Origin of the sequence: Streptomyces sp. NBC_01381, from assembly GCF_026340305.1 — a bacterium.
Taxonomy (GTDB): Bacteria; Actinomycetota; Actinomycetes; order Streptomycetales; family Streptomycetaceae; genus Streptomyces.
In genome coordinates this window covers 3,150,989-3,177,355 of record NZ_JAPEPI010000002.1, presented here as the reverse complement: position 1 = coordinate 3,177,355, position 26,367 = coordinate 3,150,989, and the positions used below count along the sequence as shown (strand labels likewise).

23 protein-coding genes are annotated in these 26,367 nt (G+C 71.4%); 14 read left to right on the top strand and 9 right to left on the bottom strand.

Annotation, left to right across the window (positions count from 1 at the left end):
- The first annotated feature begins 6 nt into the window (after positions 1 to 6).
- Positions 7 to 1,149: a serine hydrolase domain-containing protein gene (locus OG453_RS35535; protein ID WP_266872663.1), complete on the top strand. Its 1,143-nt coding sequence runs from the start codon at positions 7 to 9 to the stop codon at positions 1,147 to 1,149.
- A 43-nt stretch (positions 1,150 to 1,192) separates the two neighbouring features.
- Here OG453_RS35535 and OG453_RS35530 read toward each other — a convergent pair whose 3' ends face one another.
- Positions 1,193 to 1,651: a hypothetical protein gene (locus tag OG453_RS35530; RefSeq protein ID WP_266872662.1), complete on the bottom strand. Its 459-nt coding sequence runs from the start codon at positions 1,649 to 1,651 to the stop codon at positions 1,193 to 1,195.
- A 273-nt stretch (positions 1,652 to 1,924) separates the two neighbouring features.
- Here OG453_RS35530 and OG453_RS35525 point away from each other — a divergent pair, with 273 nt between their 5' ends.
- Positions 1,925 to 3,511: a sigma-70 family RNA polymerase sigma factor gene (locus tag OG453_RS35525; RefSeq protein ID WP_266872661.1), complete on the top strand. Its 1,587-nt coding sequence runs from the start codon at positions 1,925 to 1,927 to the stop codon at positions 3,509 to 3,511.
- A 58-nt stretch (positions 3,512 to 3,569) separates the two neighbouring features.
- Here OG453_RS35525 and OG453_RS35520 read toward each other — a convergent pair whose 3' ends face one another.
- On the bottom strand, positions 3,570 to 4,022 hold the full coding sequence (locus OG453_RS35520) for a helix-turn-helix domain-containing protein (protein WP_266872660.1): 453 nt from the start codon (positions 4,020 to 4,022) through the stop codon (positions 3,570 to 3,572).
- A gap of 114 nt (positions 4,023 to 4,136) precedes the next feature.
- Between OG453_RS35520 and OG453_RS35515 the strand changes: the two genes are divergently transcribed.
- From OG453_RS35515 to OG453_RS35505, 3 genes are all read left to right on the top strand, one after another.
- Complete coding sequence (locus OG453_RS35515) at positions 4,137 to 5,441, top strand: MFS transporter (protein ID WP_266872659.1); 1,305 nt, start codon at positions 4,137 to 4,139, stop codon at positions 5,439 to 5,441.
- A gap of 555 nt (positions 5,442 to 5,996) precedes the next feature.
- On the top strand, positions 5,997 to 6,305 hold the full coding sequence (locus OG453_RS35510; RefSeq protein WP_266872658.1) for a hypothetical protein: 309 nt from the start codon (positions 5,997 to 5,999) through the stop codon (positions 6,303 to 6,305).
- On the top strand, positions 6,302 to 8,014 hold the full coding sequence (locus tag OG453_RS35505; protein ID WP_266872657.1) for a hypothetical protein: 1,713 nt from the start codon (positions 6,302 to 6,304) through the stop codon (positions 8,012 to 8,014). Before OG453_RS35510 ends, OG453_RS35505 begins: the two co-directional genes overlap by 4 nt.
- A 515-nt stretch (positions 8,015 to 8,529) precedes the next feature.
- Here OG453_RS35505 and OG453_RS35500 read toward each other — a convergent pair.
- The gene (locus OG453_RS35500; RefSeq protein ID WP_266872656.1) at positions 8,530 to 10,734 is read right to left on the bottom strand and encodes a hypothetical protein; all 2,205 of its coding nucleotides are present in this window, start codon (positions 10,732 to 10,734) and stop codon (positions 8,530 to 8,532) included.
- Positions 10,735 to 10,867: 133 nt separating this feature from the next.
- Between OG453_RS35500 and OG453_RS35495 the strand changes: the two genes are divergently transcribed.
- Positions 10,868 to 11,758, top strand: a complete 891-nt coding sequence (locus OG453_RS35495; protein ID WP_266872655.1) for an NAD(P)-dependent oxidoreductase — start codon at positions 10,868 to 10,870, stop codon at positions 11,756 to 11,758.
- A gap of 21 nt (positions 11,759 to 11,779) precedes the next feature.
- Here OG453_RS35495 and OG453_RS35490 read toward each other — a convergent pair whose 3' ends face one another.
- Positions 11,780 to 12,496: a cytochrome P450 gene (locus tag OG453_RS35490; RefSeq protein ID WP_323178701.1), complete on the bottom strand. Its 717-nt coding sequence runs from the start codon at positions 12,494 to 12,496 to the stop codon at positions 11,780 to 11,782.
- Between OG453_RS35490 and OG453_RS35485 the strand changes: the two genes are divergently transcribed.
- Both OG453_RS35485 and OG453_RS35480 read left to right on the top strand, forming a co-directional pair.
- Positions 12,453 to 12,827: a tryptophan 7-halogenase gene (locus tag OG453_RS35485; RefSeq protein ID WP_266872654.1), complete on the top strand. Its 375-nt coding sequence runs from the start codon at positions 12,453 to 12,455 to the stop codon at positions 12,825 to 12,827. The genes OG453_RS35490 and OG453_RS35485 overlap by 44 nt on opposite strands.
- A 16-nt stretch (positions 12,828 to 12,843) precedes the next feature.
- Positions 12,844 to 13,359 carry a flavin reductase family protein gene (locus OG453_RS35480; protein WP_266872653.1) on the top strand — a complete coding sequence of 172 codons (516 nt, stop codon included), beginning with the start codon at positions 12,844 to 12,846 and terminating at the stop codon, positions 13,357 to 13,359.
- Positions 13,360 to 13,361: 2 nt separating this feature from the next.
- Here OG453_RS35480 and OG453_RS35475 read toward each other — a convergent pair whose 3' ends face one another.
- Positions 13,362 to 13,862 carry an NUDIX hydrolase gene (locus OG453_RS35475; RefSeq protein WP_266872652.1) on the bottom strand — a complete coding sequence of 167 codons (501 nt, stop codon included), beginning with the start codon at positions 13,860 to 13,862 and terminating at the stop codon, positions 13,362 to 13,364.
- A gap of 592 nt (positions 13,863 to 14,454) precedes the next feature.
- Here OG453_RS35475 and OG453_RS35470 point away from each other — a divergent pair.
- The 3 genes from OG453_RS35470 to OG453_RS35460 all read left to right on the top strand — a co-directional run bounded on the left by OG453_RS35470 (position 14,455) and on the right by OG453_RS35460 (position 18,152).
- Entirely contained in the window at positions 14,455 to 15,105 is a 651-nt protein-coding gene (locus OG453_RS35470) for a YceI family protein (protein WP_266872651.1), read from the top strand.
- Between the two features lie 110 nt (positions 15,106 to 15,215).
- Entirely contained in the window at positions 15,216 to 15,767 is a 552-nt protein-coding gene (locus OG453_RS35465) for a lipopolysaccharide assembly protein LapB (protein ID WP_266872650.1), read from the top strand.
- 123 nt (positions 15,768 to 15,890) lie between these two features.
- Positions 15,891 to 18,152, top strand: coding sequence for an MMPL family transporter (locus OG453_RS35460; protein WP_266872649.1), 2,262 nt, complete (start codon positions 15,891 to 15,893; stop codon positions 18,150 to 18,152).
- Between the two features lie 18 nt (positions 18,153 to 18,170).
- Here the strand turns inward: OG453_RS35460 and OG453_RS35455 are convergent, their stop codons facing one another.
- The 4 genes from OG453_RS35455 to OG453_RS35440 all read right to left on the bottom strand — a co-directional run bounded on the left by OG453_RS35455 (position 18,171) and on the right by OG453_RS35440 (position 22,364).
- Positions 18,171 to 19,820, bottom strand: a complete 1,650-nt coding sequence (locus tag OG453_RS35455) for a thiamine pyrophosphate-binding protein (RefSeq protein WP_266872648.1) — start codon at positions 19,818 to 19,820, stop codon at positions 18,171 to 18,173.
- A complete protein-coding gene (locus tag OG453_RS35450) occupies positions 19,817 to 20,653 on the bottom strand; it encodes a cyclase family protein (RefSeq protein WP_266872647.1) in 837 nt (278 codons plus the stop codon). Before OG453_RS35450 ends, OG453_RS35455 begins: the two co-directional genes overlap by 4 nt.
- A 97-nt stretch (positions 20,654 to 20,750) precedes the next feature.
- On the bottom strand, positions 20,751 to 21,467 hold the full coding sequence (locus OG453_RS35445; protein ID WP_266872646.1) for a hypothetical protein: 717 nt from the start codon (positions 21,465 to 21,467) through the stop codon (positions 20,751 to 20,753).
- A 132-nt stretch (positions 21,468 to 21,599) separates the two neighbouring features.
- Positions 21,600 to 22,364 (bottom strand): AraC family transcriptional regulator, encoded by a 765-nt coding sequence (locus OG453_RS35440; RefSeq protein ID WP_266872645.1) that lies wholly within the window; start codon positions 22,362 to 22,364, stop codon positions 21,600 to 21,602.
- A 101-nt stretch (positions 22,365 to 22,465) separates the two neighbouring features.
- Between OG453_RS35440 and OG453_RS35435 the strand changes: the two genes are divergently transcribed.
- From OG453_RS35435 to OG453_RS35425, 3 genes are all read left to right on the top strand, one after another.
- Positions 22,466 to 23,290: a phytanoyl-CoA dioxygenase family protein gene (locus OG453_RS35435; RefSeq protein WP_266872644.1), complete on the top strand. Its 825-nt coding sequence runs from the start codon at positions 22,466 to 22,468 to the stop codon at positions 23,288 to 23,290.
- A 344-nt stretch (positions 23,291 to 23,634) separates the two neighbouring features.
- The gene (locus OG453_RS35430) at positions 23,635 to 24,750 is read left to right on the top strand and encodes a glycoside hydrolase family 5 protein (protein ID WP_266872643.1); all 1,116 of its coding nucleotides are present in this window, start codon (positions 23,635 to 23,637) and stop codon (positions 24,748 to 24,750) included.
- Positions 24,751 to 24,911: 161 nt separating this feature from the next.
- Positions 24,912 to 26,336 carry an RICIN domain-containing protein gene (locus OG453_RS35425; protein WP_266873248.1) on the top strand — a complete coding sequence of 475 codons (1,425 nt, stop codon included), beginning with the start codon at positions 24,912 to 24,914 and terminating at the stop codon, positions 26,334 to 26,336.
- Positions 26,337 to 26,367: the final 31 nt, after the last annotated feature.

The following is a 26,367-nucleotide window of genomic DNA, read 5'->3' as shown; positions in this document are numbered from 1 at the left end:
GTCACGGTGGAGCACGGCGGATGGGCCGACGAACGGTTCGGGGCGGTCGCGGACGCGTTCACCGACAACTTCGAGGAGTCCGGTGAACTCGGCGCGTCCGTCGCGGTGTTCGTCGACGGGCGCAAGGTCGTCGACCTGTGGGGCGGTGTCGCGGACGAGCGGACCGGGCGCCCGTGGGACGAGGACACCGTCGTACCGGTCTTCTCCTGCGCCAAGGGCGTCGTCAGTGTCTGCGTCCATCTGCTCGCCCAGGAAGGGCGCTTGGACCTGGACGCTCCGGTGGCCGTGCACTGGCCGGAGTTCGCACGCGGCGGCAAGGAGACGATCACCCCGCGCATGGTCCTCGCGCACCGCGCCGGACTCCCCGCCCTCGACCGTTCCCTCACCTTCGACGAGATCACCGCGTGGACGCCGGTGGTCCGCGCGATCGAGGAGCAGAAGCCGCTGTGGGAGCCGGGCGCCGCCCACGAGTACCACGGGCACACCTTCGGCTTCGTCCTCGGTGAGCTGATCCGCCGCATCACGGGGCGCACACCGGGCGCGTACTTCCGCGAGGCCGTCGGTGACCGCCTCGGGCTGCGTACGTGGATCGGTCTGCCCAAGGAGGAGATGCCCCACCTCGCCCGGCTCACCGAGGCCGCGGGCCGCCCCGGCAACCCCGACCCCGAGTCGCTCGTGATGCGGATCGTCACGATGAACGGGGCGTTCGCCTTCCCCGGCCTCGACGAACCGCACGGCTGGAACGACCCGGCGCTGCTGCGCGCCGAGATTCCCGGCGCGGGCGCGGTGTCGTCGGCGCGCGGTCTCGCGACGCTGTACGCGGCCGCGGCGACCGGGGTCGACGGCGCGCCCCGGCTGCTCGCGGCGGACACCGTCACCGACGCGCTGCGCGAGCTGACGGCGGGCCCGTCCTGGTCCGGCTTCCCCGACCTGGGCGCACGCTGGGGCGCCGGCTTCCTGCTCGACGCGCCCCGGTTCCGCCCGATGCTCGGCGCCCGCAGCTTCGGCAACGACGGCTCGGGCGGCCAATTCGCCTTCGGCGACGACGAGTTCGGGGTCGGCTTCGCCTACACGGCGAACCGCATGATCGGCCATGGCGACGCGCGCGCGAGGCGGCTCATCGAGGCCCTGGGGGCATGCGTCGGCTGAGGCACCGGACAGCAGGAAAGCCTGGACTCGGTCCTGGCGCGTCTCACCGCGCCCTGACCGTGATCCGCGCCGCCGAGTCGAAGTGGCCTTCGTCGTCGGCCGGTTGGGCGTAGACGACCGTGACGGTGCGCCGCACCCCGTCGAAGCGGTCGGCGTACCGCTCCTCGGACGGGCCGGTCCGCCGCGGCTCGGCGGTGATGTCGTACGTCCGGAGGAAGTCGGCGACTCCCGAGTCGTCGCTGTTGCCGACCCGGTACCGGAGCACGGAGGTGCCGTCCTGCCGCGTCTTGGCGTACGTCGGCACATAGAAGCGCGTGCCCGGGTGATGCTGGTCGTGATGCATCGCGGCCCTGCGCTCCACCGCCTCCTCGGGCGGTGGAGCGTCCGGGGTGAGCAGGGCGACGGCGGCCCAGACGACCACCGCCAGCGTCCACACCACGCATCCGGCGAGCAGCCAGAACAGCGCCTTGCGTCGACGAGGCCGAGCGCTCGCCTCTTCCATACGTTCCCCCTGTGCCCACGCGTGCCTCCTGCCCCCACATCGTGGCATCCCCCACTCTTGCTGGCGCCGGCCGCCGGTGTCGTGGCACCGTTCGCGGGCAGGAGGGACGGCAACCGCACCCCCACGGGGAGCATTTGGCCCACCTTGGGCGCATTGTCCGTAAAGACCGCGGTCAATTTCCCGCTGTCTCTCAGGTTTCTGTTATCGGGGCGGAGACCAGGGATCTCCCCTTCTGTCGGAGGAGACAGGTCCCAGGACAGAGAGTGGACAACCGTGAGCAGTGAACGTGAAGTCGCGATGATCATGGCGGCACGGGCGGGGAACGAGCAGGCACAGGACGACCTCGTCGCCGAGTACCTGCCGCTGGTCTACAACATCGTCGGCCGGGCCCTGAACGGCCACGCGGACGTGGACGACGTGGTGCAGGAGACCATGCTCCGCGTGCTCGCGGGCCTTGAGGGGCTGCGCAGCCCGGAGAGTTTCCGCAGCTGGCTCGTGGCCATCACGATGAATCAGATTCGCGGCCACTGGCGCGGGCGCGGGGCCGAGCCGATACCGGCCGGCGGTGGGCTCGCCGACGCGTACGACGTGGTCGACCCGGGCGCCGACTTCGTCGACCTGACCATCGCCCGCCTCGGGCTCTCCGGCCAGCGCCGCGAGACCGCCGAGGCCACCCGCTGGCTGGACGAGGACGACCGCGCGCTGCTCTCCCTGTGGTGGCTGGAGTCCGCGGGCGAGCTCTCCAGGGTCGAGGTCGCCGCCGCGCTCGAGCAGACGCCGCAGCACACTGCGGTACGGGTGCAGCGGATGAAGGCCCAGCTGGAGACGGCCCGCGTGGTGGTGCGCGCGCTGGCGGCCGATCCGCGCTGTGTCCAGCTGGAGCAGATAGCCGCCGGCTGGGACGGCGCACCCTCCGCCCTCTGGCGCAAGCGGCTCGCCCGGCACGCCCGCGACTGCGCGGCCTGCGCGAGCCACTGGTCGAACCTGGTGCCGGCGGAGCGGCTGCTCATCGCCCTCGGCCTGGTCCCGGTGGCGGCGGCGCTCGCGGACCGGGTCGCGGCACCGGGCCTCGTCACGGTGGCGAACGCCCACGCGGCGCCCTCGGCCGCCCACTCGGCCGCCCCGTCGGCACGCGGCCGGGCCCGCCTGCGGCGCACCAGGCGCCGCCGTCGCAACGCGACCGTGGCGGCCGCTGCCGCCGCCCTGCTGATCGGCGGCGGTACGGCCTACGTCCTCGCCACTCCGGAGTCGGAGGAGACCTCGCCCTCCACCGCGGCGGCCACGGAGTCCCCCATCAGCGCCTCGCCCTCCAAGAGCCCGAGCAAGTCGCCGAAGCCCTCCGCGTCGCCGAGCAAGACCAAGGCCAAGGCCAAGCCCAAGCCGACCAAGACGAAGGCGAAGCCCTCCCCGACCCCCACCAAGGCGAAGCCCACGCCGAAGCCGACGAAGACCGCCGCCCCGCCGCCGGCCACGCCGAGCGGCGTCGCCGACCAGGTCATCGCGCTGGTCAACACCGAGCGTTCCAAGGCGGGTTGTGGCCCCGTCACCTCCAACAGCAAGCTCGCCACCGCGGCCACCAATCACTCCGCCGACATGGCCGCCCGCGACTACTTCGACCACACGAGCCCCGACGGCAAGGACCCCGGCGACCGCATCACCGCGGCCGGCTACCGCTGGAGCACGTACGGCGAGAACATCGCACGCGGCCAGCAGACCCCGGCCTCGGTCATGGACTCCTGGATGAACAGCGAGGGCCACAAGGCCAACATCCTCAACTGCTCCTTCAAGGAGCTCGGCGTGGGCATCCACAACGGCTCCGGCGGCCCCTGGTGGACGCAGGCCTTCGGCGCGGCGCTCTGACGCGGGTCACTGACTCGGCTCACCGGCTCGGCTCACTGACTCGGCTCATTGACTCGGCTCACTGGGCCGAGACCTTGTGGACGGCGGTGTCGTCGGGGTCAAGACGTCGGCCGTCCGCGGACAGCACCTCCAGTGCGCGGAGGCGATTCCCCTCCCGGCGGTCGACCAGCTCCGAGTGCGGTTCATCGGGGGCGAAGAAGTTCTGTTCGCCCCACTGCCGCAGGGCCACGATGACGGGGAAGAGCGCCTTGCCCTTCGGAGTCAGTACGTACTCGCGGTAGGCGCTGCCGTCCGACGCGGGGACGGATTCGAGGACACCGCCGGCGACGAGGGTGCGAAGGCGCGCGGTGAGGATGTTCTTGGCGACGCCGAGGCTGCGCTGGAACTCCCCGAAGCGCCGGCTTCCGTCGAAGGCGTCCCGCACGATCAGCAGGGACCACCAGTCGCCGATCGCGTCGACCGACCGGGCGACGGGGCATTCACTGTCGTCGAAGCGGGTCCTGGTCACCATGGCGCCCCTCACTCTCACATTGGTTGCAACATGCTACCAAGCGGGGCTACTGTCACCGTCACTGGTAGCAAGATGAAACCAGATACGCGGAGACGGCGGAGAAGTACGTGAGGAGTGCTGATGCCCGGCAACTGCAAGGCTGCGCCACGACGGACCGAGGACCGAGACAGGGAAGGCCCCACGTTCGCCCTGTCCCGCGGCGTCGTCATCCTGTTCGCCGTCGCCTGCGGCGCCGCGGTGGCCAACGTCTACTTCTCCCAGCCGCTCCTGGTGACCATGGGCCACGACCTCGCCATGAGCCCGGCGCTCGTCGGCGGCGTCGTCACCCTCACGCACGTCGGATACGGCCTCGGCCTCTTCTTCCTCGTGCCGCTGGGCGACATGGCCGACCGCAGACGGCTCATCGTGGCCCAACTTCTGCTCCTGGCAGGGGCGTTGGTCGTGGTGGCCGTCGCCCGCACGGCGGCGGTCCTGCTCGCGGGCATGGCCGCGATGGGGCTTCTCGCAGTCGTCACGCAGACGCTGGTGGCCTTCGCGGCGTCACTGGCGCCTGCCGCCGGGCGCGGACGGGTCGTCGGTCTCGTCACCAGCGGTGTGGTCATCGGCATCCTGCTCGCCCGCACCGCATCCGGACTCATCGCCGATCTCGCGGGCTGGCGCTCCGTCTACCTCGCATCGGCAGCACTCACCACGCTGCTCGCCCTGGTCCTGTGCCGCGTGCTGCCGCGCCACGGTGCCGTACCGCCGACACCTCTGCGCTACGGACAACTCCTGCGCTCCACGGTCACCCTCTTCGCACGGGAACGACTGCTGCGGATCCGGGCCCTGTTCGGCCTGCTGGTCTTCGCCGCCTTCAGCACCCTGTGGAGCAGCGTCGCGCTGCCGCTCAGCGAGGCCCCGTACTTCCTGTCCCACAGCGCGATCGGGGCGCTGGGCCTGATCGGTGTCGCCGGCGCGCTGGCCGCGACCGTGGCGGGCCGCCTGAACGACCGCGGGCTCTCCGGGCGGACCACCGGCATCGCGCTCGCCCTGCTCGCCGCCTCATGGCTGCCGTTGGCCTTCACCCGCAGCTCGCTCTGGGCGCTCGCCGTCGGCGTGATCCTGCTGGACCTCGCCGTGCAGGCGGTCCATGTCACCAACCAGACCCTGATCTACGCCCTGCACCCGGACGCGGGCAGCCGGCTGATCGGCGGGTACATGGTCTTCTACTCCATCGGCAGCGCCACCGGCGCCATCGCCGCGACCTCCCTCTACACGGTGGCCGGCTGGGGAGCCGTATGCGCACTGGGGGCCGCGTTCAGCTGCCTCGGCCTCCTGCTGTGGGCGTTCACCCGACACAACACCCCTGCTACCAGGGCGAGATCGGCTGTATGCCGGTCCGGCGGCTCGCGGCGTCCAGCAGATGCCCCATGCGCTTGACCGTGTGCAGGCCGACGATGCGGTCGTGACGGTCAGGGTGGGGAGACGGGCGCAGAGCGCGGTCTCGCGGCGCTGGATGTCCGCGATGTCGTGGACCCAGAGGGTGGCGAGGACGTTGGCGGGACCGGTGACGCCCGCGACCAGTCGGCATTCAGGGAGGGCGGCGAGCGTGCGGTGGACGACGCCCATGTCGCGGGCCGGTGCCTGGGCGAGCAGGGTCACCGGCACCGGGTGTCCTGCCAGTGGGGCGGCGAGGTCGCAGCGGAAGGCGAGGACACCCGCGTCCGTGAGACGGCGCAGCCTGCGGCGGACGGTGGGCGCACGGCAAGACACCGGGCGCCGACCGTGCGGTGCTGGACGGCGCGACAGCGCTCGCTCTGGTGGGCGCGGACCTCGCGGCGTCCGGGGAACAGCGCGGCAGGTTGCTCGCGGGGGTCGCCGGGCGTCGGGCCCGCAGGTGACGGCGCCGGAGCCCGCACGGCGCCTTGGCGGGCTGCGCCGGTAACGTGTGCCCAGCTCATCGGAGGGGCTCTCGGGGAAAGGTTGTGGCGCGGCTTGAACTGCGATAGGTCGACGATGGCGGCGAGCGGCGAGCGGCGAGCGGCGAGCGGCGAGCGGCGAGCGGCGAGCGGCGAGCGGCGAGCGGCGAGCGGCGAGCGGCGAGCGGCGAGCGGCGAGCGGCGAGCGGCGAGCGGCGAGCGGCGAGCGGCCAGCGGCGAGCGGCCAGCGGCCAGCGGCCAGCGGCCAGCAGCCAGCAGCCGGGCGGCCAGCAGCCAGCGGCGGCGGTCGGGCGGCAGCCAGCGGCGTGACGGGCGGGCGCGTGACGGGCGGGCTGTTCTGCAGCGCGCCTCTGGGCGGGCATGAACGGCGGTGGGCCCCTGCGCGTCCCCGTCGGGCACGACGCCGACCGCTGGACCACCTTCCGCAGTGAGAAGACCCTGGTCGTAGCCGCTCGCACGGTGACGTCGACGGCGCGTGTCCTGGAGTGTCTGCCGGCCCTGCTGCGCGGCGACAGCCGGGTGAGCGTCGTCTTCGCGTACGACGGCACTTCCGCCTTCAACGACGGAGTCCTCGATCTGCTGCACGCCTCCGGCTGCCGGGTCATGCCGTGGGATCAGCTAGGCCGGATCACGCCCGACCTGATCGTCTCGGCGAGCGAGAACATAGACGTGCCCGACGGCGCGTGCCCGGTCCTCGTCCTGCCGCACGGCATCGGCTTCCAGAAGTTCGTGCCGGACTCGCGCTCGGCGCGGGACCGCCTCTCCGGTGTCGTACCGGACAGGCTGCTCGAAGCAGGCCGGGCCTGGCTGGCCCTCTCCCATCCGGCCCAGGAGGAGCAGCTGGTCGCCGCCCATCCGAAGGCAGCGGGGCGCACCCTGCTCGTCGGCGACCCGGTCTACGACGAACTGCGCGCCGGCGCGGGGCGGGCAGCCGCGTACCGACGCGCGCTCGGCCTGCGCGACGACCAGCATCTGGTGGTGCTCAGCTCGACCTGGGGCAGCACCTCGCTGCTCGGCCGGACGCCCGATCTCCCGGCGCGGCTGCTTGCCGCGCTGCCCTGCGACGAGTACCGGGTGGCCGCGATCGTCCACCCCAACATCTGGGCGGCACACGGCAGTTGGCAGATCCGGAACGTGCAGGCCGCCGCCGCCCTGGAGGCGGGCCTGCTGCTGGTTCCGCCGGTGGGCGCGTGGCAGTCGGTGCTCGTCGCGGCATCGGCGGTCGTCGGCGATCACGGTTCGGTGACGCTGTACGGGGCGGCGCTCGGCAAGCCCGTCCTGCTCGGTGCGTTCGGCCACGACTCCGTGCCGGGCACGGCGATCGCCGAACTCGGCCGTACCGCGCCCCGGTTCGACCCGCACGGCGATCTGTACGCCCAACTGCGCCACGCGCTCCGTCCGCCCGCCCCGGGGCGGTACGCCGCCGTGGCCGACCACGCCTTCGCCGAACCGGGTCTCGCGCTCGCCCGGCTGCGGACGGCGGTGTACGGGCTGATGGAGCTGCCGGAGCCGCGAACCGCACCGCCCGCCCCGTCGCCGCCACCACGCCCCGAACCGGCGGCCGACGTCGTCACGTCCTGGACGGTGACCACATCGGTGATCCGGGACCAGGACCCCGCGACCGTCGTCGTGCGACGCCATCCGGCGGCAGTCGGCGACACGGCGGGCGAGGAGCCCGGCACGTTCACGCACCTGGCCTGCGACGACGCCGAGCGGGACACCCGGCTGACCGAGAGCGCGTCGGTACTGCTGCGCCGCGACCCGGCCGCGACGGCCACCGAAGCGATCAACTGGGCGCATGACACCCTCGACCGCTACCCCGGCGCACTGCTCGCCGCGTCGACATTGTCCGGCGGCGGCTGCCTGGCCGCTCTCCGGGACGGGCGTCTCGTGGAGGCGGCAATCACGGGACCACCAGCCGCCGCCGGCCTCGCGGCGGCCGCCGTCTACACCTGCCTACGCGCGGACCTTCCCCTGACAGACACCATCGCGACCCTACGAATCGGCGACGCACGCGAGGAAGACGTCGCGCTCCGCATCCGCCCCCAAGCGACGACCGAGCCGCACGCCTGACCTGCAACACACATCAGGCGCCCCACTGTGTGAAAGCGCCGCTGACCGGACCACCGTCCGGGCACAGCCTCGCAGCCGCCACCGTCTACACCTGCCTACGCCCGGACCTTCCCTGACGGACACCGCCGTGATGCTACGGATCGGCGACGCGCGTCGCGAGAAAGACGTCACCCTCCGCATCCGACCCCAGGCGACGACCAAGCCCCTCGACTGAGCCAGGCGCCCCGACCTCCAACGCACGTCCGGCATCCCGCTCAGCGAAGGCGTCGCTGACCGGACCACCATCCGAACACAGCCTCGCAGCCGCCGCCCTCTACACCTGCCTACGCGCAGACCTTCCCCTGACAGACACCATCACGACGCTACGAATCGGCGACGCACGCGAGGAAGACATCGCCCTCCGCATCCGCCCCCAAGCGACGACCGAACCCCTCGGCTAGGCGGCGCTCCGGGGCGTCCGGAGCTCCTGTCCGCTGCGGGCTCGGCGGGTGTCAGACAGCCTCGTCCGCCACACCTCACACATCCCCCTCACCGGACATCCGCCCCAGCCACCGCCTCAACTCCCCTGCCTCCGGGTTGCCTTCGGACTCGTAGATCTCCGCCGCCCTCCGCACCAGAGCGCGGCGCCGCGCCGAGTCCTCCTCCCGGGCCTCCAGGATCTTGGCCATGGCCACCCTCGCCTCGGCCTCGTAGTGGAACGCCTCCAGTGCGCGCAGGGCACCCGCCGCGTCCTCCAGGGCGGCGATCGCCTCGTCGGTCCTGCCGTGTCGTTCGTGCACCGCGGCGATGGCGATCAGGACGCGCGCCGCCATCCTCGGGTCCTCGCAGGCCGTCAGCGCCCGGTGCGCCTCCCGCAGCGTGTCCAGGGCGTCGGCGTGATCGCCGTGGGCGGCCTGTGCGTGGCCCAGGAAGTACGTCGCTATCGCCGCTCCCCGCAACTCCCCTCCCTGGACGTTGAGTTCGAGGGACTTCCGGTACGCCGCCATGGCCCGGGGCAGATCGGTGCGCTCCCAGAGGCGTCCGGCGAACTCCAGGGCGGAGGCGTGCACCACGGGGTGCCCCGACACCTCGGCGCAGGCCACGGCCTTCTCCAGTTCGACGCGGGCCGCCTCGTGCTCGCCGAGGCTCATCAGCGGGCGGGAGAGCAGGCTGCGTAGCCTCGCCTCGGCCGCGGGGACCGGCGTGGCGTCGGCCACCGCGGCCGCCACGCCCAGCTCCAGTGACTCCTTCCAGGCGGCGAGATGCCGGTGGTGGAGGAAGAGCACCGTGAACGCCTCGGAGAGCTGCCACACCTGCGTGAACAGGCCCTCGTCGAAGGCCGTGCGCAACACTTCGAGGATGTTGGGGTGTTCGGCCTCGAGCCAGTCCAGCGGGGCCGGTGAGCCGTCGGCGGCGAAGGGGTCGGGCGCGTCCGCCAGGAGGTCGGCGAGATCGGCGATGCGCAGCCGGTCGGCTCTGACGGCCCGGTCGGCGAACGCGGTCAGGGCGAGATAGTGCGTCACCATGCGCTCGACCGCCGCGCGCAGTGTGCCCCGCGTCTCCTCCTGGGCGGCGCGCTCGCGCGCGTGCAGGCGTACGAGATCGTGGAAGCGGTAGCGGCCGTCCTCTGCCAGGTCGAGGAGCCGCACCTCCTCCAGGGCGTCGAGGAGGGAGCGGGCGGTGTCCGTGCCGAGCCCAGCCGTGGCAGCCGCGGCCCCTGCGTCGAACGACCCTCCCGGCAGACAGGACACGAGCCGGTACATCCGGGACGCCTCCGGCGACAGCTCCCGGTAGGTGAGATCGAACACCGCGGTCACGGAACGCTCCTTCCCCACCGCCATCCCCGCCAACCGGCCGCTCTCGTCGGCCAGTTCACGGGCAAGGCACGTCATGGTCAGCCTCGGACCGGCGAGCAGTCGGGCGGCGAGCACGCTGAGCGCCTCGGGCAGACCCGCGCACAGTTCGACCAGGTGCCGGGCCGCCTCCTCCTCGTCGGTCACGGCATCGTCGCCGCACAGCTCGGCCAGCAACTCGATGCCGCTGCCGTGGCCAAACGGCTCTACGGGCAGCAACTTCGCCCCAGAGACGGCGAGTTCACCGAGGCGGGCGTGGCTGGTGGCCAGCACGACGCTGCCGGGCCCCTTGGGAATCAGCGACCGCACCTGGGCCGGGTGGCTGACGTTCTCGAAGACCATCAGTAACCGGCGCGGCGCCGAATGCGACCGGAACAGCGCGACGCGGTCCTCGTACATCGCGGGAATGTACGACTCCCCGATCCCGATCGCCAGCAGGCACTTGCGCGCGGCCTCGGACACATCGCTGCCGCCCGAAGGACCGCCGAGCGAGGCGAAGTCGACGTAGATCTGCCCGTCGGGGAAGAGCGCGCGACCCTGCTCGGCCGCCCAGTGGCAGACCATCGATGTCTTGCCGACTCCGCGCAGGCCGTAGAGGAGCCCGAGGCCGACCCGGGCCCGGCTCCGCTCCGAGCGTCCCGCGCCGAACCAGCCGTCGAGTCGTGCGATGTCGTCCCGCCGATTGACGAAACTCCCCAGGACGGGCGGGACTTGGTCCGGTGTGACGTGCGGTCCGGGGGCCTGTGCCTGCTGGACGTTGAAGGTGATGCCTCCGTGCACCTGCCCCGCCTGGACGACGGGCCCGTGCACGATTCCTGACAGGTCGTTGTGCGTGTGCATCACCGAAGGCTCCGGTCCGTTCGGCACATCGGGCTCTTCGCTCGCCATCCAGGGCTCCCCCTCGCTCCGCGCTCGGGGCGCCTTCCCCCAAGCATCACTTGTGCCACCGTAGAGAGCGATCTTCGTCCTGGCGAGGAGGCCCCTGACTGACTCGTGCGGCGCGGATCAGTAGGTTGATGCCATGAACGACAAGCTCACCGTAAGCGTCCTCGGCACCGGCATCATGGGCACCGCGATGGCCCGCAACCTCGCCCGCGCCGGGCATCGCGTCCGGGCCTGGAACCGCAGCCGCGCCAAGGCCGAGCCGCTGGCCGCCGACGGCGCGTACGTCGCCGACACCCCCGCCGACGCGGTGCGGGGCGCCGATGCCGTCCTCACCATGCTGTACGACGGCGCCTCCGCCCTGGAGGTCATGCGGGAGGCGGTCCCGGGTCTGCGCCCCGGCACGGTGTGGGTGCAGTCGACGACCGCGGGCATCGAGGCCATCGGTGACCTCGCCGCCTTCGCCCAGAGCTATCAACTCCCCTTCTACGACGCCCCCGTGCTCGGCACCCGGCAGCCAGCGGAGGCCGGAAAGCTCCTTGTCCTGGCCGCCGGTCCGGTCGAGGAGAGGGACGTGGTGACCCCCGTCTTCGACGCCGTCGGCGCCCGGACCGTGTGGACCGGTGACGACGGGGCGGCGGGCAGCGCTACGCGGCTCAAGCTGGTGGCCAACAGCTGGGTCATCGCGGCGACGAACGCGACGGGCGAGGCCCTCGCCCTGTCCCGGGCACTCGGCGTGGACCCGCAGGACTTCTTCGACGTCATCGCGGGCGGCCCGCTCGACATGGGCTATCTGCACGCCAAGGCCGATCTCATCCTGGGCGACCGGCTGACACCCGCCGCCTTCGCGGTGACCACCGCGGCGAAGGACGCCCGCCTGATCGTCGAGGCGGGCGAGCGGCACGGCGTCCGCCTCGACGTGGCCGCCGCGGGCGCCGAACGCCTGCGCCGCGCCGCCGCGCAGGGGCACGGGGACGAGGACATGGCGGCCGCGTACTTCGCCAGCTTCGACGACGAATCCCGCGCCTGACGCAGTGCGGGGGGGCGGCGGCTACCAGGTGACCGGGAAGGCGAGCAGCCCCTGGATCGTGCCGCCCGGCTTGAAGGGCACCTGGTCCGTCGGCACGTTCGGCGCGAGCGTGGGCACACGGGTATGGAGCGCCGTGAGGGCGATCTCCAGCTCCGCGCGCGCCAGGTTCTGGCCCAGGCATTGGTGGACGCCGTGGCCGAAGGCAACGTGCTGAGCGGCCGAGCGCCGAACGTCGAGCACGTCCGGGCGGGCGAACGCCCTGGCGTCGCGGTTGATCAGCGACGTGGCCATGACCACCCCGTCACCTGCTCTGATCACCCGGTCGGCGACGGGGATGTCCGCGACCGCCACGCGGAGCAGGCCGTCCGCGACGGACAGGAACCGGAGCAGTTCGTCGACGGCGCCGGGCAGCAGCGCACCGTCCGCTCTCAACTCCGCCAGTTCCCCGGGGTGTTCCATCAGGGCGAGCGTGCCGAGGGAAATCATGTTGGTCGTCGTCTCGTGTCCCGCGATCAGCAGCACCAGCGCGATGCCCGCCAACTCGTCGCGGTCGACGCCCCCTTGGGAGCGCTGCTGGGCGATCAGGTCGTCGAGGAGCGCGTCACGCGGGTCGGCCTCCCGCGCCGTGACCCGGTCGCGCAGATAGCCTTTGAGCTCCGCGCGCGCCCGCTCCGCCCCGGCCGCCGTCGACGCCGTGAGCGACTTCCTGCAGGCACACTTCGCGCTCGCGCCCCGCAACGACACCGAATTCTGGCGGGCCAACAAGGAGTTGAAGCTCTCCGACCAGATCCAGGAGAAGATCGCCATGTACCGGGCGGGGCTGCCCGTCAACGCACCGACGGCCGGCGAGAGCGAGTACTACGGCAACTTCGACGCGGAGTTCCGCAACTTCTGGACCAACGGCAGCTACTACTGCATCTTCTCCGGTCTCGGCCTGCAGCCCGAGCACCCGCTGCCCGCGCTGCTGCACCGCACCGAGTCCCTGGAGGGGCCCGGCCGCTCTTCGCGCGGGTCGCGGAGGAGCAGCGCGGACTGCTCGCGACGCTGCCGTCGCACCACGACTATCTGAGCCGCCTGCACAGCGCATGAACGGGCGCAGGCAGACCGGGCCCGTCGAAGGCGACCGCTACCGGACCCTGATGAGCGGCTTCCCGACCGGTGTCGCGGTGGTGACGGGCATCGACGAACTCGGGGAACCGCGGGGCGCGACCTGCTCCGCGCTGTGCAGCGTGACCATGGTCCCGCCGACGGTCCTGGTCTGCCTCACCGCGGGCAGCAGCACCCTGGCGGCGGTGCGGGAGCGGGGCTGGTTCGCGCTGAACCTGCTGCACGCCGGGGCCCGGTCGGCGGCGGAGGTCTTCTCCTCCCCCGTCGACGACCGGTTCGCCCGGGTGCACTGGAAGCGCCTCGGCACCGAGGGCCTGCCCTGGCTGGCCCATGACGCGTTCGCCGTCGCCGAGTGCCGGGTCAGCGAACTCACCACCGTGTCCACGCACACCGTCGTCTTCGGGGAGGTGATGGACGCCGAACTCGCCGACGAACCGCCCCAGCCGCTGCTTTACGGGCTGCGCCGGTTCGCCGCCTGGCCGGGCGAGGCGTGACGTCACCCGGCGGCAGTGGGATAGCGGTGGAACGCACCGGACGCTGCCACGCCCAGTTCCGGCCGCCATCCGAGCAGTACGGCGGCCGACGGCGCGAAGAGCTCGGAGGGTACGTCCCGGGGCGCGAACCAGGCCCACCGCTCGATCTTGTCCGGCTCGCGCACCGCGGCCGGGGCACCTGAAGCCGTCGTCACGAGTGCTCCGGCCGTCACCCGGGTCACACCGCGCTCCCCGTCCACGAAGAACGCGCCGATCCGGACATCCTTCGCATCCGCCGACAGGCCGGTCTCCTCGGCCAGTTCACGCACCGCCGCGTCCTCGAAGCTCTCGCCGGGGTCGACCTTGCCGCCCGGCAACTCCCAGCGCCCGTCGTGCCCGAGCCCGAGCAGCACGCGCCCGCTCGCGTCGAGGACGACGACTCCTACGCCGACGAGCCCGTGCGGCGTGGGGAAGGCCCGCTCGGGCCTCTCGGGCCGCTCCGCGGGCGAGGTACTGCTGCTCATGCGCCATGCCTTTCTGCGTGGCCGGGGACGATACGACGACGGTACGCAGCACCAGGAGCCGGCCCCCGGTCGAGCCCGGCAGCGGCGTGGTGGAATGTCGCGGCCGCACCCAGACGACAAGTGGAGCCGCGCACTCCGCGGCCGCGACAGGAGCAGAAGCCGCTCCCCTGCGGGCCGGCCTCGCCCCGCACTGGCCGCCCGAAGGCTACGGCTTCTCCGTCACCGTCGGCCTGCTGTCGCCCGCCGCAATCGCCCTGATGGCCATGGCGACGATGCGTACGAAGCAGAGAGCCGCCCAGGGACGGGCGGGCTGGACCCGAGCGTCCGGATGGGGGCCGGTCGCTTCCGCGGGAACAAGCAGCAGACCTCCCCGGTGAGCGCGGACTCGTCTGCCGCCGACGGGAGTTGACACAGCACCACCGTGACCCTGTGTGATGTCAGGCCACCCACCCGTGCATTCACATCCGTGTCGATCTTGTGCATCTTTGCAGTCAGGGGCATGGAACCCGGACGAGACCTCCCATCTCTCTCCGTAAAGCAAGTCTCCGCCGTGATAACACGGAGTGATCAATCCTAAGGAGACGACGACATTATGGGTATCTTCAGCCGTCGCCAGACCGCGACCCTCGAGCCGACGCCGTCTTTCGGCCCCAGAACCCCTTCCTCCGGCGCCGGTGCGGCACTTGACCCGGCGCTGCGTGCGCTGACGGGCGAGTGGACCATCGACCGGCCGCACAGCCGCATCGGATTCTCCGTGCGGCACGCGATGGTCACGACGGTGCGCGGCGCCTTCGCCGACTACACGAGCACGCTGCACTTCGACGGCGACCGGCCCGCCGCGTCGAGTGCCGAGATCGTCATCCAGGTCGGCAGCGTCGACACGGGGGTTGAGCAGCGGGACGCACACCTCATAGGCGCCGACTTCTTCGACGCGCGCCGCCACCCGGAGATGGCCTTCCGCAGCACCTCCACCGTCCATGAGGGCGGAGAGACCTTCCGCATGGCGGGGGACCTGACCATCCGCGGGATCGCCCGGCCCGTCGAGCTGCAACTCGACTACCTCGGTTCGGTCGTGGACCCGTTCGGCTACGAGCGGGCCGGCTTCGACGGCACCACCACCATCGACCGCACCGACTGGGGCCTGGTCTACAACCAGCGTCTGGAGGCGGGCGGCACCATGGTGAGCGAGAAGGTGCGGCTGCAGTTCGACATCTCCGCGATCCGGTACTCGCCGGTGGCATAGCGGAACCGGAGTCGCCAGAGGTTCGTGTCTGATGAAATGAAACGTGTCGGGCCTCGGTGGCACAGGGCGCTCCCCGGGGCTGATCGGACCGCTCAGGAGGGTGGGCGAGGATGCTGCCTGAAGCACTGACCGCGCTGGCCCGCGGCGCCCGGAACTCCCAGGCCCTCGGCTGGCTGGCGCAACAGCTGGAGCGGGCCGGCGACATCGAAGGGGCGGAGGCATCGATCGTAGAAACGGCCAAGTCCTTCGGGTTCGTGCCGAATCTGCTGCCTCTGGCGGAACCGTGCGAGAAGGCCGGAGATCTCCGCGGCTCGGAGCGGATATATCTGCGGGCCCTCGACGACCACAGAGACACACGGGCGCTGGCGCATCTGGCACAGCGATACGAGCGGGCCGGGGACGTCCGAGCCGTGGAGCGGCTGTACCAGCGGGTGATCGACAACGGACATCCCTTTTTGCTGACGCGCTTTGGGGAGTCACGCGCGGCCACCGGGGACGTCCGCGGCGCGGAACGGCTGTACCGGCGGGCCGCGGACGCCGGGAGCACCCGGGCCCTTGGCTGGCTTGCGGGGCTGCGCGAGCGGGCCGGGGACGCGGCGGGCGCGCGGCGGCTGTTGTGCTGGGGGCTTGAGGCCGACGGGTCTCCGGACCAGCCTTGGTAGTCCTCCGGGAAACCAGCCGTGGTGATCCCCGGGGAAGCTGAATCACCCGTTTCCCCGCCCCTGGGTGCCGAGAGCGCCGGCATTGCGTTGAATCGGCAGTGATCGACGCCTCCGGGAGCCAGCATGTCCCTGCCGCACAGCCCGACCGAGGGGTCACCTGTGGGCCCGCCGCCGCGCGGGGGCCGGCTCCGCAGGACCGGGCAGTGGTGCGCCCGCCACTGCGTGATCGTCATCGTGGTGTGGCTGGCCGCTCTCGTCGGCCTGCAGGTTCTGAACGGAAAACTGGGCGGCGAGTACTCCGACGACTTCTCCCTGCCCGGAACCCAGTCCGAGCAGGGCCTCGACGTGCTCAAGGCGCATGAGCCCGCGGCCGGCGGCTACAGCGCGCAGGTCGTGCTGCACGATTCGGCCAAGTCGCTCAGCGACCTGAGCAGCCAGGTCGGCTCGGCCGTCGGCAGTCTGCAGAAGCTCCCCCATGTGCTGTCCGCGCAGAGCCCGCTGCCCGCGCAGCAGCAGCCCGCCGGCACGCCCAACGTGGGGCCGCTGTCCTCCGACGGCAAGACGGGATACATCACCGTCCGTTTCGACGTGCAGCCCTCCACGCTCGGCGACGACTATCTGGACGGCGTCGACAACGCCGTCCAGCCGCTGCGTGCCGCCGGCGTGGAGGTGGAGTACGGCGGCCCGCTGGGCGAGCTGGCCCGGCCGGAGCCGGACGACCGGACGAGCGAAGCCATCGGATTCGGTGTGGCGATCGTGGTCCTGCTGATCGGTTTCGGCAGTGTGCTCGCCGCGCTGCTGCCCCTGGTGACCGCGCTGATCAGCGTGATCTGCGGCCTGGCCTGCCTGGGGCTGCTTGCGGCCGCGTTCACCTTCGCCACGGTCTCGCCGACCCTTGCGACGATGATCGGGCTCGGCGTCGGGATCGACTACGCGCTCTTCCTGGTCACCCGCCACCGCCAGAACCTGCTCACCCAGGACCCCTCGACGGCGGCCGGGCACGCGGTGGCGACCAGCGGCCGGGCCGTACTGGTCTCCGGATGCACGGTGATCATCGCCCTGTCCGGCCTGTGGGTCTCAGGGATCTCGTTCATCGGCAAGCTGGGGCTTGCCGCCGCGGTCACCGTCGTCACGGCCGTACTGGGCGCACTGACGCTGGTCCCGGCGCTGCTCGGCCTCATCGGCCGGCGGATCGACAAGCTGCGCGTGCGGACCCCCGTGGCCGAGACGAACGCCGAGCCGGGGGCGACGGCACAGGGCACCTGGCACCGCTACGCGCAGCGCGTGGAGCGGCGGCCCTGGTGGTTCCTGGGCGGCGGCGTCGTCGTGCTCGCCGTCCTGTCGATCCCGGTCTTCTCCCTCCAGCTGGGGCACATCGGCGACGGGGCGGACCCGAAGTCCTTCACCGACCGGCGCGCCTTCGACCTGATGTCCGACGCCTTCGGGCCCGGCTCGAACGGCCCGATGACCCTCGTCATCGACCAGAGCGACGTGCCACAGAACGACAGACAGTCGCTGGAGACCCAGGCGCAGAAGGCCCTCACCAATGTGCCGGACGCGGCCGTGATCACCCCGCTCCAGCCCACATCGGACGGCGACGTGCTGATCTCGACGGCCTACTCCGTCGCCGCCCCGCAGGACGAGCGGACGACGGACCTGCTCAACCGGCTCACCGACGACGTGCTGCCGCAGGCGGTGTCGGGGACCAGCGCGCAGACGTACGTCACGGGGACGACCGCCGCGCAGGGCGACTTCATGGAGATCGTCTCCAAGAAGCTGCCGCTGATCATCGCGGTGGTGGTGGGCCTGGCCTTCCTCGTCATCCTCACCGTGTTCCGCGGGCTGCTCGTCGCGGTCAAGGCCGCCGTACTCAACGTCCTGTCGATCGCGGCGTCCTACGGAGTCGTGGTGGCCGTCTTCCAGTGGGGCTGGGGCGGTCCGTCGCTCGGCGTCTCGGGAAAGGTCCCGATCGAGAGCTACGTACCGATGATGATGTTCGCGATCGTCTTCGGCCTGAGCATGGACTACGAGATCTTCCTGCTCTCCCGGGTCCGCGAGGCCTGGCTGCGCACCCGGGATCCCCGGGCGAGCGTCGCCCACGCCCTGGAGATCACTGCACGGGTCATCACCTGCGCCGCACTGATCATGGTCAGCGTCTTCGCCGCGTTCATCATCAGCGACAACATCGTGGTGAAGATGCTGGGCCTCGGCCTGGCCGCGAGCGTACTCATCGACGCCACCGTGGTCCGCCTGCTGCTGGTGCCCGCCGTCATGACCCTGCTGGGGAAGGCCGCCTGGTGGACCCCGCGGTGGCTTGACCGGGTGCTCCCGCACATCGACGCCGAGGGCGAGGAGGAGGAAAAGGCGGAGGCCGGCGGGCGTTAGGCGCCGCACGCCGCGCACTCAGTGTCCGCGGAACGCCTCCTCCAGCCACCATGCCCCGTGCTCCCGCACCACCTTGGCGTCGATGAGCAGCGGTGCGGTGCGCGGGCCGACGACCCAGTCCTGTACGGCCTTCAGGTCGGCGGGCGTGCGCACGGTCACCGCCTCGAAGCCATAGCCTCGGGCCACCGCGGCGATGTCGGTGGGCGGGAACTCGACCGTGCCGAGGGGGAATCCGTCCGGGCCGAAGTGGTGCACCTCCGCGCCGTACGCGTCGTCGTTGTAGACCACGACCACCATCGGCAGTCCGAGCCTGCGCACCGTGTCGAGTTCGACGGCACTCATCAGCGCCCCGCCGTCGCCGAGCGCGGCCACCGCGAGACGGTCCGGGCGGGCCAGAGCCGCGCCGATCGTGGTGGCGAGTCCGAGGCCGACGGACTGGAAGCCCTGCGTGAAGCACAGGCCCTGCTCGTCGGGGACGGACAGGTACATCGTCGGGTAGCCCATGAAGTTGCCCGAGTCGACGCCGATCACGCGCTGCGCGGGGAGGATGCCGTCGAGGGCGATGCTGAGCGTCCGCGGGTCGATGCGGTCCCGGGTGCCGGTGTCGTCGTACGGGAGGTCGCGCCAGTTGAGTCGCGCGGCGAGCGCTTCGGCGGTGGCGGGGGTGCGGTAGCCGCGGCCGCCGCCGTCCCCCAGCGCGGTGAGCGTCTGCCGCACCGTCAGGAGCACGTCGCCGGTGACCCCGAGATGGACGGGGCGGTGTGCGCCGAGCGCCGTGGGGTCGTCGTCGACCTGGACCAGGGTCGTGTCCGTGCCGATGAGCCGGCCGTGCCGCGTCGTCCACATGGTGAGCGAACAGCCCAGGGCCACGATCACGTCGGCGCCCTGGATCAGCTCGGCGGCGAGCGGCGACGAGAACCCGCCCGCCACATCGAGCGACCACGGGTTGCCCTGGAACAGGCCGCGGGCCACCGCCGACGTCGCGAGCAGCGCGCCGCAGCGCTCGGCGAGCGCCTCAAGGGCCTGGCGGCAGCCGGGCCCGCGCGCGCCGCGTCCGGCGACGAAGACCGGGCGCTCGGCGTGCGCGAGGATCCCGGCGAGGGCCGAGATGTCGTCGTCGGCGGGTGCGACGGCGGGGCGCGGGGGCGGCGGCACCACGGCGGCCAGGGTCCGGTCCGCGTCCGGAACGTCCAATGCTTGTACGTCGAGCGGAAGGTTCAGCACGACCGTGCACCGCTCTTGGGCGGCACGGCGCACGGCGGCGGTCGCCTGCGCGACGGCGTCGGCCGCCGACGTCACACGGGCACTGCGCGCGCCGACCGCCTGCGCCAACGCCCCTTGATCTACATGGAAGTTGGAGCGGGGGTTGGACGCCTCCGCCGCGAGCACGACGAGGGGCGTGCGGCTCTTGGCGGCCTCGCCGATCCCGGTGAGGGCGTTGGTGAACCCGCACCCCTGGTGCACGCTGACCGCGGTCACGGCGCCCCGCACGCGCGCGTACGCGTCGGCCATGGTGGCGGCGCCGCCCTCGTGGCGCGCCGCGACGAACCTCGCGCCCGCCGCCACCATCGCGTTGGTGACGTGGAAGTTGCCGGAGCCCACCACGCCGAAGACCTGGCCGACCCCGGCCGCGACCAGGGCCCGCCCGACCGCTTCGGCGACCTTCACGACGGCCGCCCCGCCCGTTCGACGAGGGCGAGGACCCGGGCCGGCGCCCCGGAGCCGGAGACGATGGGCAGCGGCCCCGCGATCACGACGGCCCCGGTCGGCGGCAGTTCGGCCAGGTTCTGCAGCTGCGTCAGGCCGTACTTGCCGCTGCCCATGAGGTACGAGTGGCAGGGAAACGCCGGCTCGAACGCGTGCGCACGGCCCGCGTCGGTGCCCACCGTCTCCACGCCGAGCCCGGCCACCGGCGACTGCTCGGCCACCCAGCGGGCGCACTCGGCGGACAGGCCCGGCGTATGAGGCCCGTTCTCATCCGCGTTGAGGAAGGGGCCTTGCGCGTACGACCTGCTGCTCCACCCGGTCCGCACGAGGAGCCACCCGCCGTCGGGCAGCGCCCCGTGCCGGTTCTGCCACGCCTGTATGTGCTCCACCTCGATGAGGAAGTCGGGGTCCTTGGCGACCTCGTCGGTGACGTCGAGCACCACCGCGGGAGCCACCAGTTGGTGGGCGGGCACCGAGGCGACGTCGGCGAGGTCCTTGCCGGTGACCCAGTGGTTGGGTGCGTCGAAGTGGGTGCCGGTGTGCTCGCCGGTGCGGAAGTTGTTCCAGTACCAGGCGGGCCCCCGGTCGTCGTACCTGCTGATCTCCTCCAGCTCGAACACCTTGGTCTGCCCGAACTCGGGCGGCAGTTCAAGGACCGGGGTGCTGGACGACAACGGCGCGGTGAGGTCGACGACTTCGATCGCGCCTCCACGCAACCCGGCCACCAGGGCGGCGAGAACGGAGGGCGACGAGGATCCCGGCGCGGCTGCGGATGCTGACGTCGACTCAGACATGCCTGCATCCTGAAGCCACCGTCAGGGCCGCACAAGCGCCCGGGATCCCCGGATCCACCTAACGGATCCACCTACCGGGCCCACCCACCGGACCCACCTATCCGACGCGCTCGATCCGCGCCTTGCGGATCAGGAACTTCCCGGACTCGCGCACCTCCTCGAACGCCGCGTTGTTCAGCAGCACACAGCTGCCCGACGCCGAAGTGACCTCCACTGTCGTGGACTTGGAGTTGTCCAGGTTCGTCACCTTCAGCTGCGTACCGACGGGGAACTCGTTGCTGGACGCGGCCGGCGCGCCGCCCTCGCCGGACAGCGTGACGGTGGAACCGGCACAGACGACCTCGCCCTCCGCCCCCGCGTCTCCCCCGTCCTCGGGCGGGGCCGTGGCCGTGGCATCGCCGCCCGGCTCCTCTGCCGGCGGCTGAGCAGCGTCCCCACCGGAGCCGCCCTCGCCGGCGCCTGCTCCTTCACCGGCACCCGCTCCTTCACCGGCCCCGGCACCCCCGCCGGCCTCCGCGCCGCCCTCCGCACCCGCCCCGGCATCCGCGTCGCAGCCCGACGCCGCCTGCTTCCGCCTGATCTCCTCGATCACCGCTTCCCTATTGGCGATCCGCGCGGCGGACTGGGCGTCGGGGTTGGCTCGCTGACCCGCGATGAACTCCTCGTTGTTGCTCAACGCGGTGGCCAGCCCGTCACACGCTCCCGACGCCTGGCTCGTACCGGTCATCACCACCGCTGTTCCCGCCACCAGCGCGGCGGCGCCCACCATGAGGACGACCTTCTTCTTACGGGTGAGAGTCTTCTTGCGCGACACGTGCGACTCCTGTCCCCGGCGGTGTACGCCACCGCCGGATGGGTTTCCGTGTGCCGTCACATACGCGCAGCAGCCCCACTCGTCTCACCCGCCCCACCAACCACTTGGCGGCAGCCCTGCCCTGTCTGGCGGTCATGCCCGGCGCTGTTGGGCACGGAAGGCGGACGGTGTGACGCCCGTGCGGCGGGTGAACTGGCGGGTGAAGTAGCCGGGGTCGTTGAATCCGGTGCGGCGGGAGACCGCGACGACGGTCAGGTCCGTCTCCGCGAGCAGCTCCTTGGCCCGGTTGATGCGCAGCCGCTGGACGTACTCCTTCGGGCCGTGCCCGGTCTGCTGACGGACGATGTCCCTCAACTTCTCGGCAGTCAGGCCGAGTTCGCGCGCCGTGACCGGGAGCGGGAGTGCGCTGTTGCGGGCCAGCGCGACCAGCACGGGGTGTTCGGTCTGCGGGCGGCCAAGCGCGGTGATCAGTTCGTGGAGGGCGGCGGCCGACGCGGTCTCGGGGTCGGGGCGGTCCAGGGCGCGGCGCAGCCGGGTGAACAGCAGGACGGCCGATGCGGCCACGGCCATGGGGGTCGCCTCGGCCGGGAGATAGCCGAGTTCGGCGTACGCGTGAGCGGCCGGGCCGTCGTACAGAGCCCACTGCTCGCTCCAGCCATGCTCGTCGGGACCGTAGGTGTGGGGCACCCCCGCCGGCAGGTGGAACAGGGTCGGCGGGACGACCGGGCGGTCGTTGCAGCGTCCGCGCCCCGCGGTCACGAGGACCACGGCATGCGAGGAAAGCACCCGCTCGCGCACCGTCCCGATACGGCCGCTCTGCCCGCCCGCTCCCAGGCACACCAGGCCGAGCCCCCAGTGCGCGGCGGCGGGGGTGAGATAACGCGACCAGCCCGGCATGCGGTCACTGTAGGCGGGACGGCCCGTGCCCCGAAAAGTCCCACCACGGGCCCGCATTCGTGCATGGCCCTGCGAGCCCCGCCGAGTCCAGGATCGTGGCCATGCTGACCTCCAACGGCTACGTACTCGACACCGCGCCCACCAGGATGGGTGCCCTCGCACCGGTACCCGACGAAGAGCGGCACGACCGTGCCGCCCTGTGGACCCGTCTGCGCCGCGACGGCTACCTCTACCTCAAGGGCGCCCTGGCGGTGGACGCCGTGACCGCGTTCCGCCGCCACTACTTCGATGCCCTCGCCCCGACCGGGCTCCGGGAGCGGGGCCGGTCCAACCCACAGCCGGCGGCCCTGCGCCGGGTGCTGTTCAAGGAGCTGGTGCCGGGCCCCGTCTACCAGGAGTTCTGCACCCAGCCCGCGCTGCGCGACTGGTACGCGTGGTTCCTCGACGCATCGGCGTTCCTGCACCGGCGGAAGATCATCCGGCATCAGCGGGCGGGTGACACGGGCATCGGATTCGCCACCCAGGCCCACTACGACCTGGTGTATCTACGGGAGGGCACCGACCGAGTGCTCAGTTCCTGGATCCCGTTGGGCGACTGCCCCGCCACACGCGGCGGCCTTGTCTACCTCGAAGGCAGTCATGAGCGGGTGCGCGCCGAGGAACAGGACGGCCGCCTCGGCAGGCCCGCCGCCTCGATCACGGCCGATCTCCCGGCGCTGGCCGAGGAGTTCGACTCCCGCTGGCTGATCGCCGACTACGAGGCGGGCGACATGGTGGTCCACTCCCCGTACCTGGTGCACGCTTCCCTCGACAACACCGATCCGGACGAAGTGACCCGCCTGTCCACCGACATCCGGTACCAGCGCGCCGACGACCCCATCGACTGGCGCTGGCAGGAGCACTGGCACGACCGCGACGGCCTGTGAAGTACGCGCGGCACGGCACGGCACGGCACGGAAGAACGTTGCCACTTGTTTGATTCTGTGCGGCTTCGTCGGAGGATGTTAGGGGCGGCGCAAAGCTTCGTCAACGGCGCCGACACAGAAACAGGATGACGGCACGTCAGGTGGCCACGTGGCCACATCCCCACCCCTGGACCGAGATTGAGCGGCCTCATCAGCCACTTTGCGTCCAAGCCGGGGATTTCACGCGACCCCTCCGTGCACAAGTCCTTGACAGATTCCGGGGCTGCTCCCAAGGTTTCACTCGACCCGCCGGATGTTTACGTGAACATCCAGAGCCCTTGGCCGCCGCACCAGGGAAGGAAGACATGTCCCCCCACATCACCTCGCAGCCCAGCACGCCGCCACCGGCCCGAAGGCGCCGACTCCGCCGGCCCCAACGTCGCGCGCTGGCCGCCCTGTTGCCCGTACTGGTAGCCGTGCCGATCGCCGTCGTGTCCGGCGCTTCATCGGCCACCGCGGAGCCGAGCGAGCTGGACCCGAGCCAGTTCAAGGGCGTGAACTGGGCGCGCCCCGGCGACAATTTCGTCGACGCCCCCGCCGTCCCCGAAGGGCTGGACGTCGCGGACAGCTACGACACCGTGAAGGCCAAGGCCGACTCCGTCTACACCGGGTTCGAGAGCATCGGCGTGAACACCGTCCGCCTCCCCGTCAACACCAAGTCGGTGGGCACGCCGTGGTGGGACGCCTACACCGGCGCGATCGACGCCGCGACGGCCAAGGGGTTCAAGGTCGTCCTCTCCTACTGGGAGGACGGAGCGTCCTCGAACGGCCGGATCATCGACATGGCCGCCTTCAACTCGATGTGGAACACGGTCGCGGAGAGGTACGGCTCCGACGACCACGTGTACTTCGAGCCGATGAACGAGCCCCGCGGATACAGCGCCACCGAGTGGGCGGACATCGCCGCCACTTGGATCGCCGACCGCCCGGCGATCCCCAAGGAACGGATCTTCGTCAGCGGGTCCGGCTACAACGACGAGGTCAAGTCCGTGTGCGCCGACAGCAGGCTCGACGGGACCTATCTCTCCCTCCACCACTACGCCTTCGGAAAGGACCCGAAGGACTACGACGGGTGGGTCGCCGACCTCAAGAACGGACTCGGCGACTGTGCCTCGCGCACCGTCCTGGACGAGTTCGGGGCGCCCATGGACGACGAGCCCGACACCGGATTCGACTACAACGACCCGGACAGCGGCGAGAACTTCGTCCGGTACCTGCGCGCGGACACCGACACCGTCCGCTCCCTCGGCATGGGCGCGATCTATTGGCCGGCCCTCGGCGGCAAGCACCAGGAGCGGCCCATGTACGACTACTACTCCCTCTTCGCCCTGGAGGGCAGCGGCACGGACCTGCGACTCACCCCCCGCAACCCCAGCGGGATCGACCGCCTCAAGCACGCCTGGGGCCTCGACGCCGGGTAGCCGCACGCCTACACACCCGCACGCCCCGCCCATCCCCCACAACCCCCCACCCCCCACCCCCCACACTCCGACAGGGAGAAGTCATGTCCGCGCATCTGCAGAGGAGAACGAGGAGAACACCGGAGCCCAGGAGGAGGCGGAGGACGAAAGGCGTGGTCGCCCTGCTGTTCGCCGCCCTGGCAGGGCTCCTCCTCACCTTCCTCTCTCCGCCGGGCTCGGCCCAGGCAGCCTCCGCCGCCGTCACCGTCACCAACGGCACCCAGTTCACCGACCCGAACGGCGAGGTCGTGCACGCTCACGGCGGCGGCGTGATCAAGGTGGACGGGTACTACTACTGGTTCGGTGAGAACCGGAACGAGGACAACACCTTCCGGTACGTCTCCGCCTACCGCTCCACCGACCTGAAGACCTGGGAGTTCCGCAACCACGTCCTGACCGAGAAGTCGGACCCGGAGCTGGACTGGGCCAACATCGAGCGCCCCAAGGTCATTTACAACAAGGCCACCGGCAAGTACGTGATGTGGATGCACAAGGAGAACGGCTCCGACTACGGCGAGGCCCGCGCCGCCGTGGCGGTCTCCTCCACCGTGGACGGCGACTACGTCTGGCAGGGCAGCTTCCGGCCGCTCGACCACATGTCGCGGGACATCACCACGTTCGTCGACGACGACGGCACCGGCTACATGATCTCGGCAGCGAACGAGAACGCCGATCTGCACGTCTATCGGCTGTCCGCGGACTACACCAAGGTGGACTCCCTGGTGCGCAAGCTGTGGGAGGGCCAGTCGCGCGAGGCACCGGCCATGTTCAAGCGCGACGGCAGGTACTTCCTGCTGACGTCCGGCGCCACCGGCTGGTCGCCGAACCAGCAGAAGTACAGCAGCGCCAGCAGCATCACCGGCGACTGGAACGAGCTGAAGGACATCGGCGACGGGAAGACGTACGGCTCGCAGACCGCGTACGTCCTGTCGGTCCAGGGCGCCTCCGGGACGTCGTATCTCTACATGGGCGACCGCTGGGGCAACTCGATGGGCGGGAACGTCAACGACTCCCAGTACGTGTGGCTCCCGCTGCACTTCCCCACCGGGGACACGATGACGATGGACTACTACCCGCAGATCTCCGTCGACGCGGAGGCCGGCAAGGTGAGCGGCACCGGCACCTGGGAGACCCTCACCGCGGAGCACAGCGGGAAGTGCGCCGACATCGCCGACGAGTCCCTGGGTGACGGTGCGGCCGCGGTCCAGTGGTCCTGCGCTCAGGGGCGCCTCAACCAGCAGTTCTGGCTGCAGGACTCGGGGGACGGCACAGTGCGCGCGATGCTCCGGCACAGCGGGAAGTGCCTCGACGTCCGTGACGCCTCCGCCGACGACGGCGCGGCCGTCGTCCAGTCCGCCTGCGGCGAGGCCGAAAGCCAGCGCTGGACGGTGGAGGACACCACCGGGGACGGCGTGCGCCTCGTCGCGCGGCACAGCGGCAAGTGTCTCGACGTACAGAACAGGTCAGGCAACGACGGGGCCGCGCTGGTCCAGTGGACCTGCGACAGCGAAGCCGACAACCAGCGGTGGAAGCGCGCGGGTGCCTGAATCCTCCTGAGCCCTACGGCACTCAGCCGTA

Excerpts from the sequence above, each read along its gene's own strand:
- OG453_RS35520 (WP_266872660.1), bottom strand. The coding sequence starts at position 4,022 with ATGGTGACCAGGACCCGCTTCGACGACAGTGAATGCCCCGTCGCCCGG.
- OG453_RS35500 (WP_266872656.1), bottom strand. The coding sequence starts at position 10,734 with ATGGCGAGCGAAGAGCCCGATGTGCCGAACGGACCGGAGCCTTCGGTG.
- OG453_RS35470 (WP_266872651.1), top strand. The coding sequence starts at position 14,455 with ATGGGTATCTTCAGCCGTCGCCAGACCGCGACCCTCGAGCCGACGCCG.
- OG453_RS35530 (WP_266872662.1), bottom strand. The coding sequence starts at position 1,651 with ATGGAAGAGGCGAGCGCTCGGCCTCGTCGACGCAAGGCGCTGTTCTGG.
- OG453_RS35495 (WP_266872655.1), top strand. The coding sequence starts at position 10,868 with ATGAACGACAAGCTCACCGTAAGCGTCCTCGGCACCGGCATCATGGGC.
- OG453_RS35450 (WP_266872647.1), bottom strand. The coding sequence starts at position 20,653 with ATGTCTGAGTCGACGTCAGCATCCGCAGCCGCGCCGGGATCCTCGTCG.
- OG453_RS35440 (WP_266872645.1), bottom strand. The coding sequence starts at position 22,364 with ATGCCGGGCTGGTCGCGTTATCTCACCCCCGCCGCCGCGCACTGGGGG.
- OG453_RS35475 (WP_266872652.1), bottom strand. The coding sequence starts at position 13,862 with ATGAGCAGCAGTACCTCGCCCGCGGAGCGGCCCGAGAGGCCCGAGCGG.
- OG453_RS35435 (WP_266872644.1), top strand. The coding sequence starts at position 22,466 with ATGCTGACCTCCAACGGCTACGTACTCGACACCGCGCCCACCAGGATG.
- OG453_RS35480 (WP_266872653.1), top strand. The coding sequence starts at position 12,844 with ATGAACGGGCGCAGGCAGACCGGGCCCGTCGAAGGCGACCGCTACCGG.
- OG453_RS35465 (WP_266872650.1), top strand. The coding sequence starts at position 15,216 with ATGCTGCCTGAAGCACTGACCGCGCTGGCCCGCGGCGCCCGGAACTCC.
- OG453_RS35430 (WP_266872643.1), top strand. The coding sequence starts at position 23,635 with ATGTCCCCCCACATCACCTCGCAGCCCAGCACGCCGCCACCGGCCCGA.
- OG453_RS35505 (WP_266872657.1), top strand. The coding sequence starts at position 6,302 with ATGAACGGCGGTGGGCCCCTGCGCGTCCCCGTCGGGCACGACGCCGAC.
- OG453_RS35460 (WP_266872649.1), top strand. The coding sequence starts at position 15,891 with ATGTCCCTGCCGCACAGCCCGACCGAGGGGTCACCTGTGGGCCCGCCG.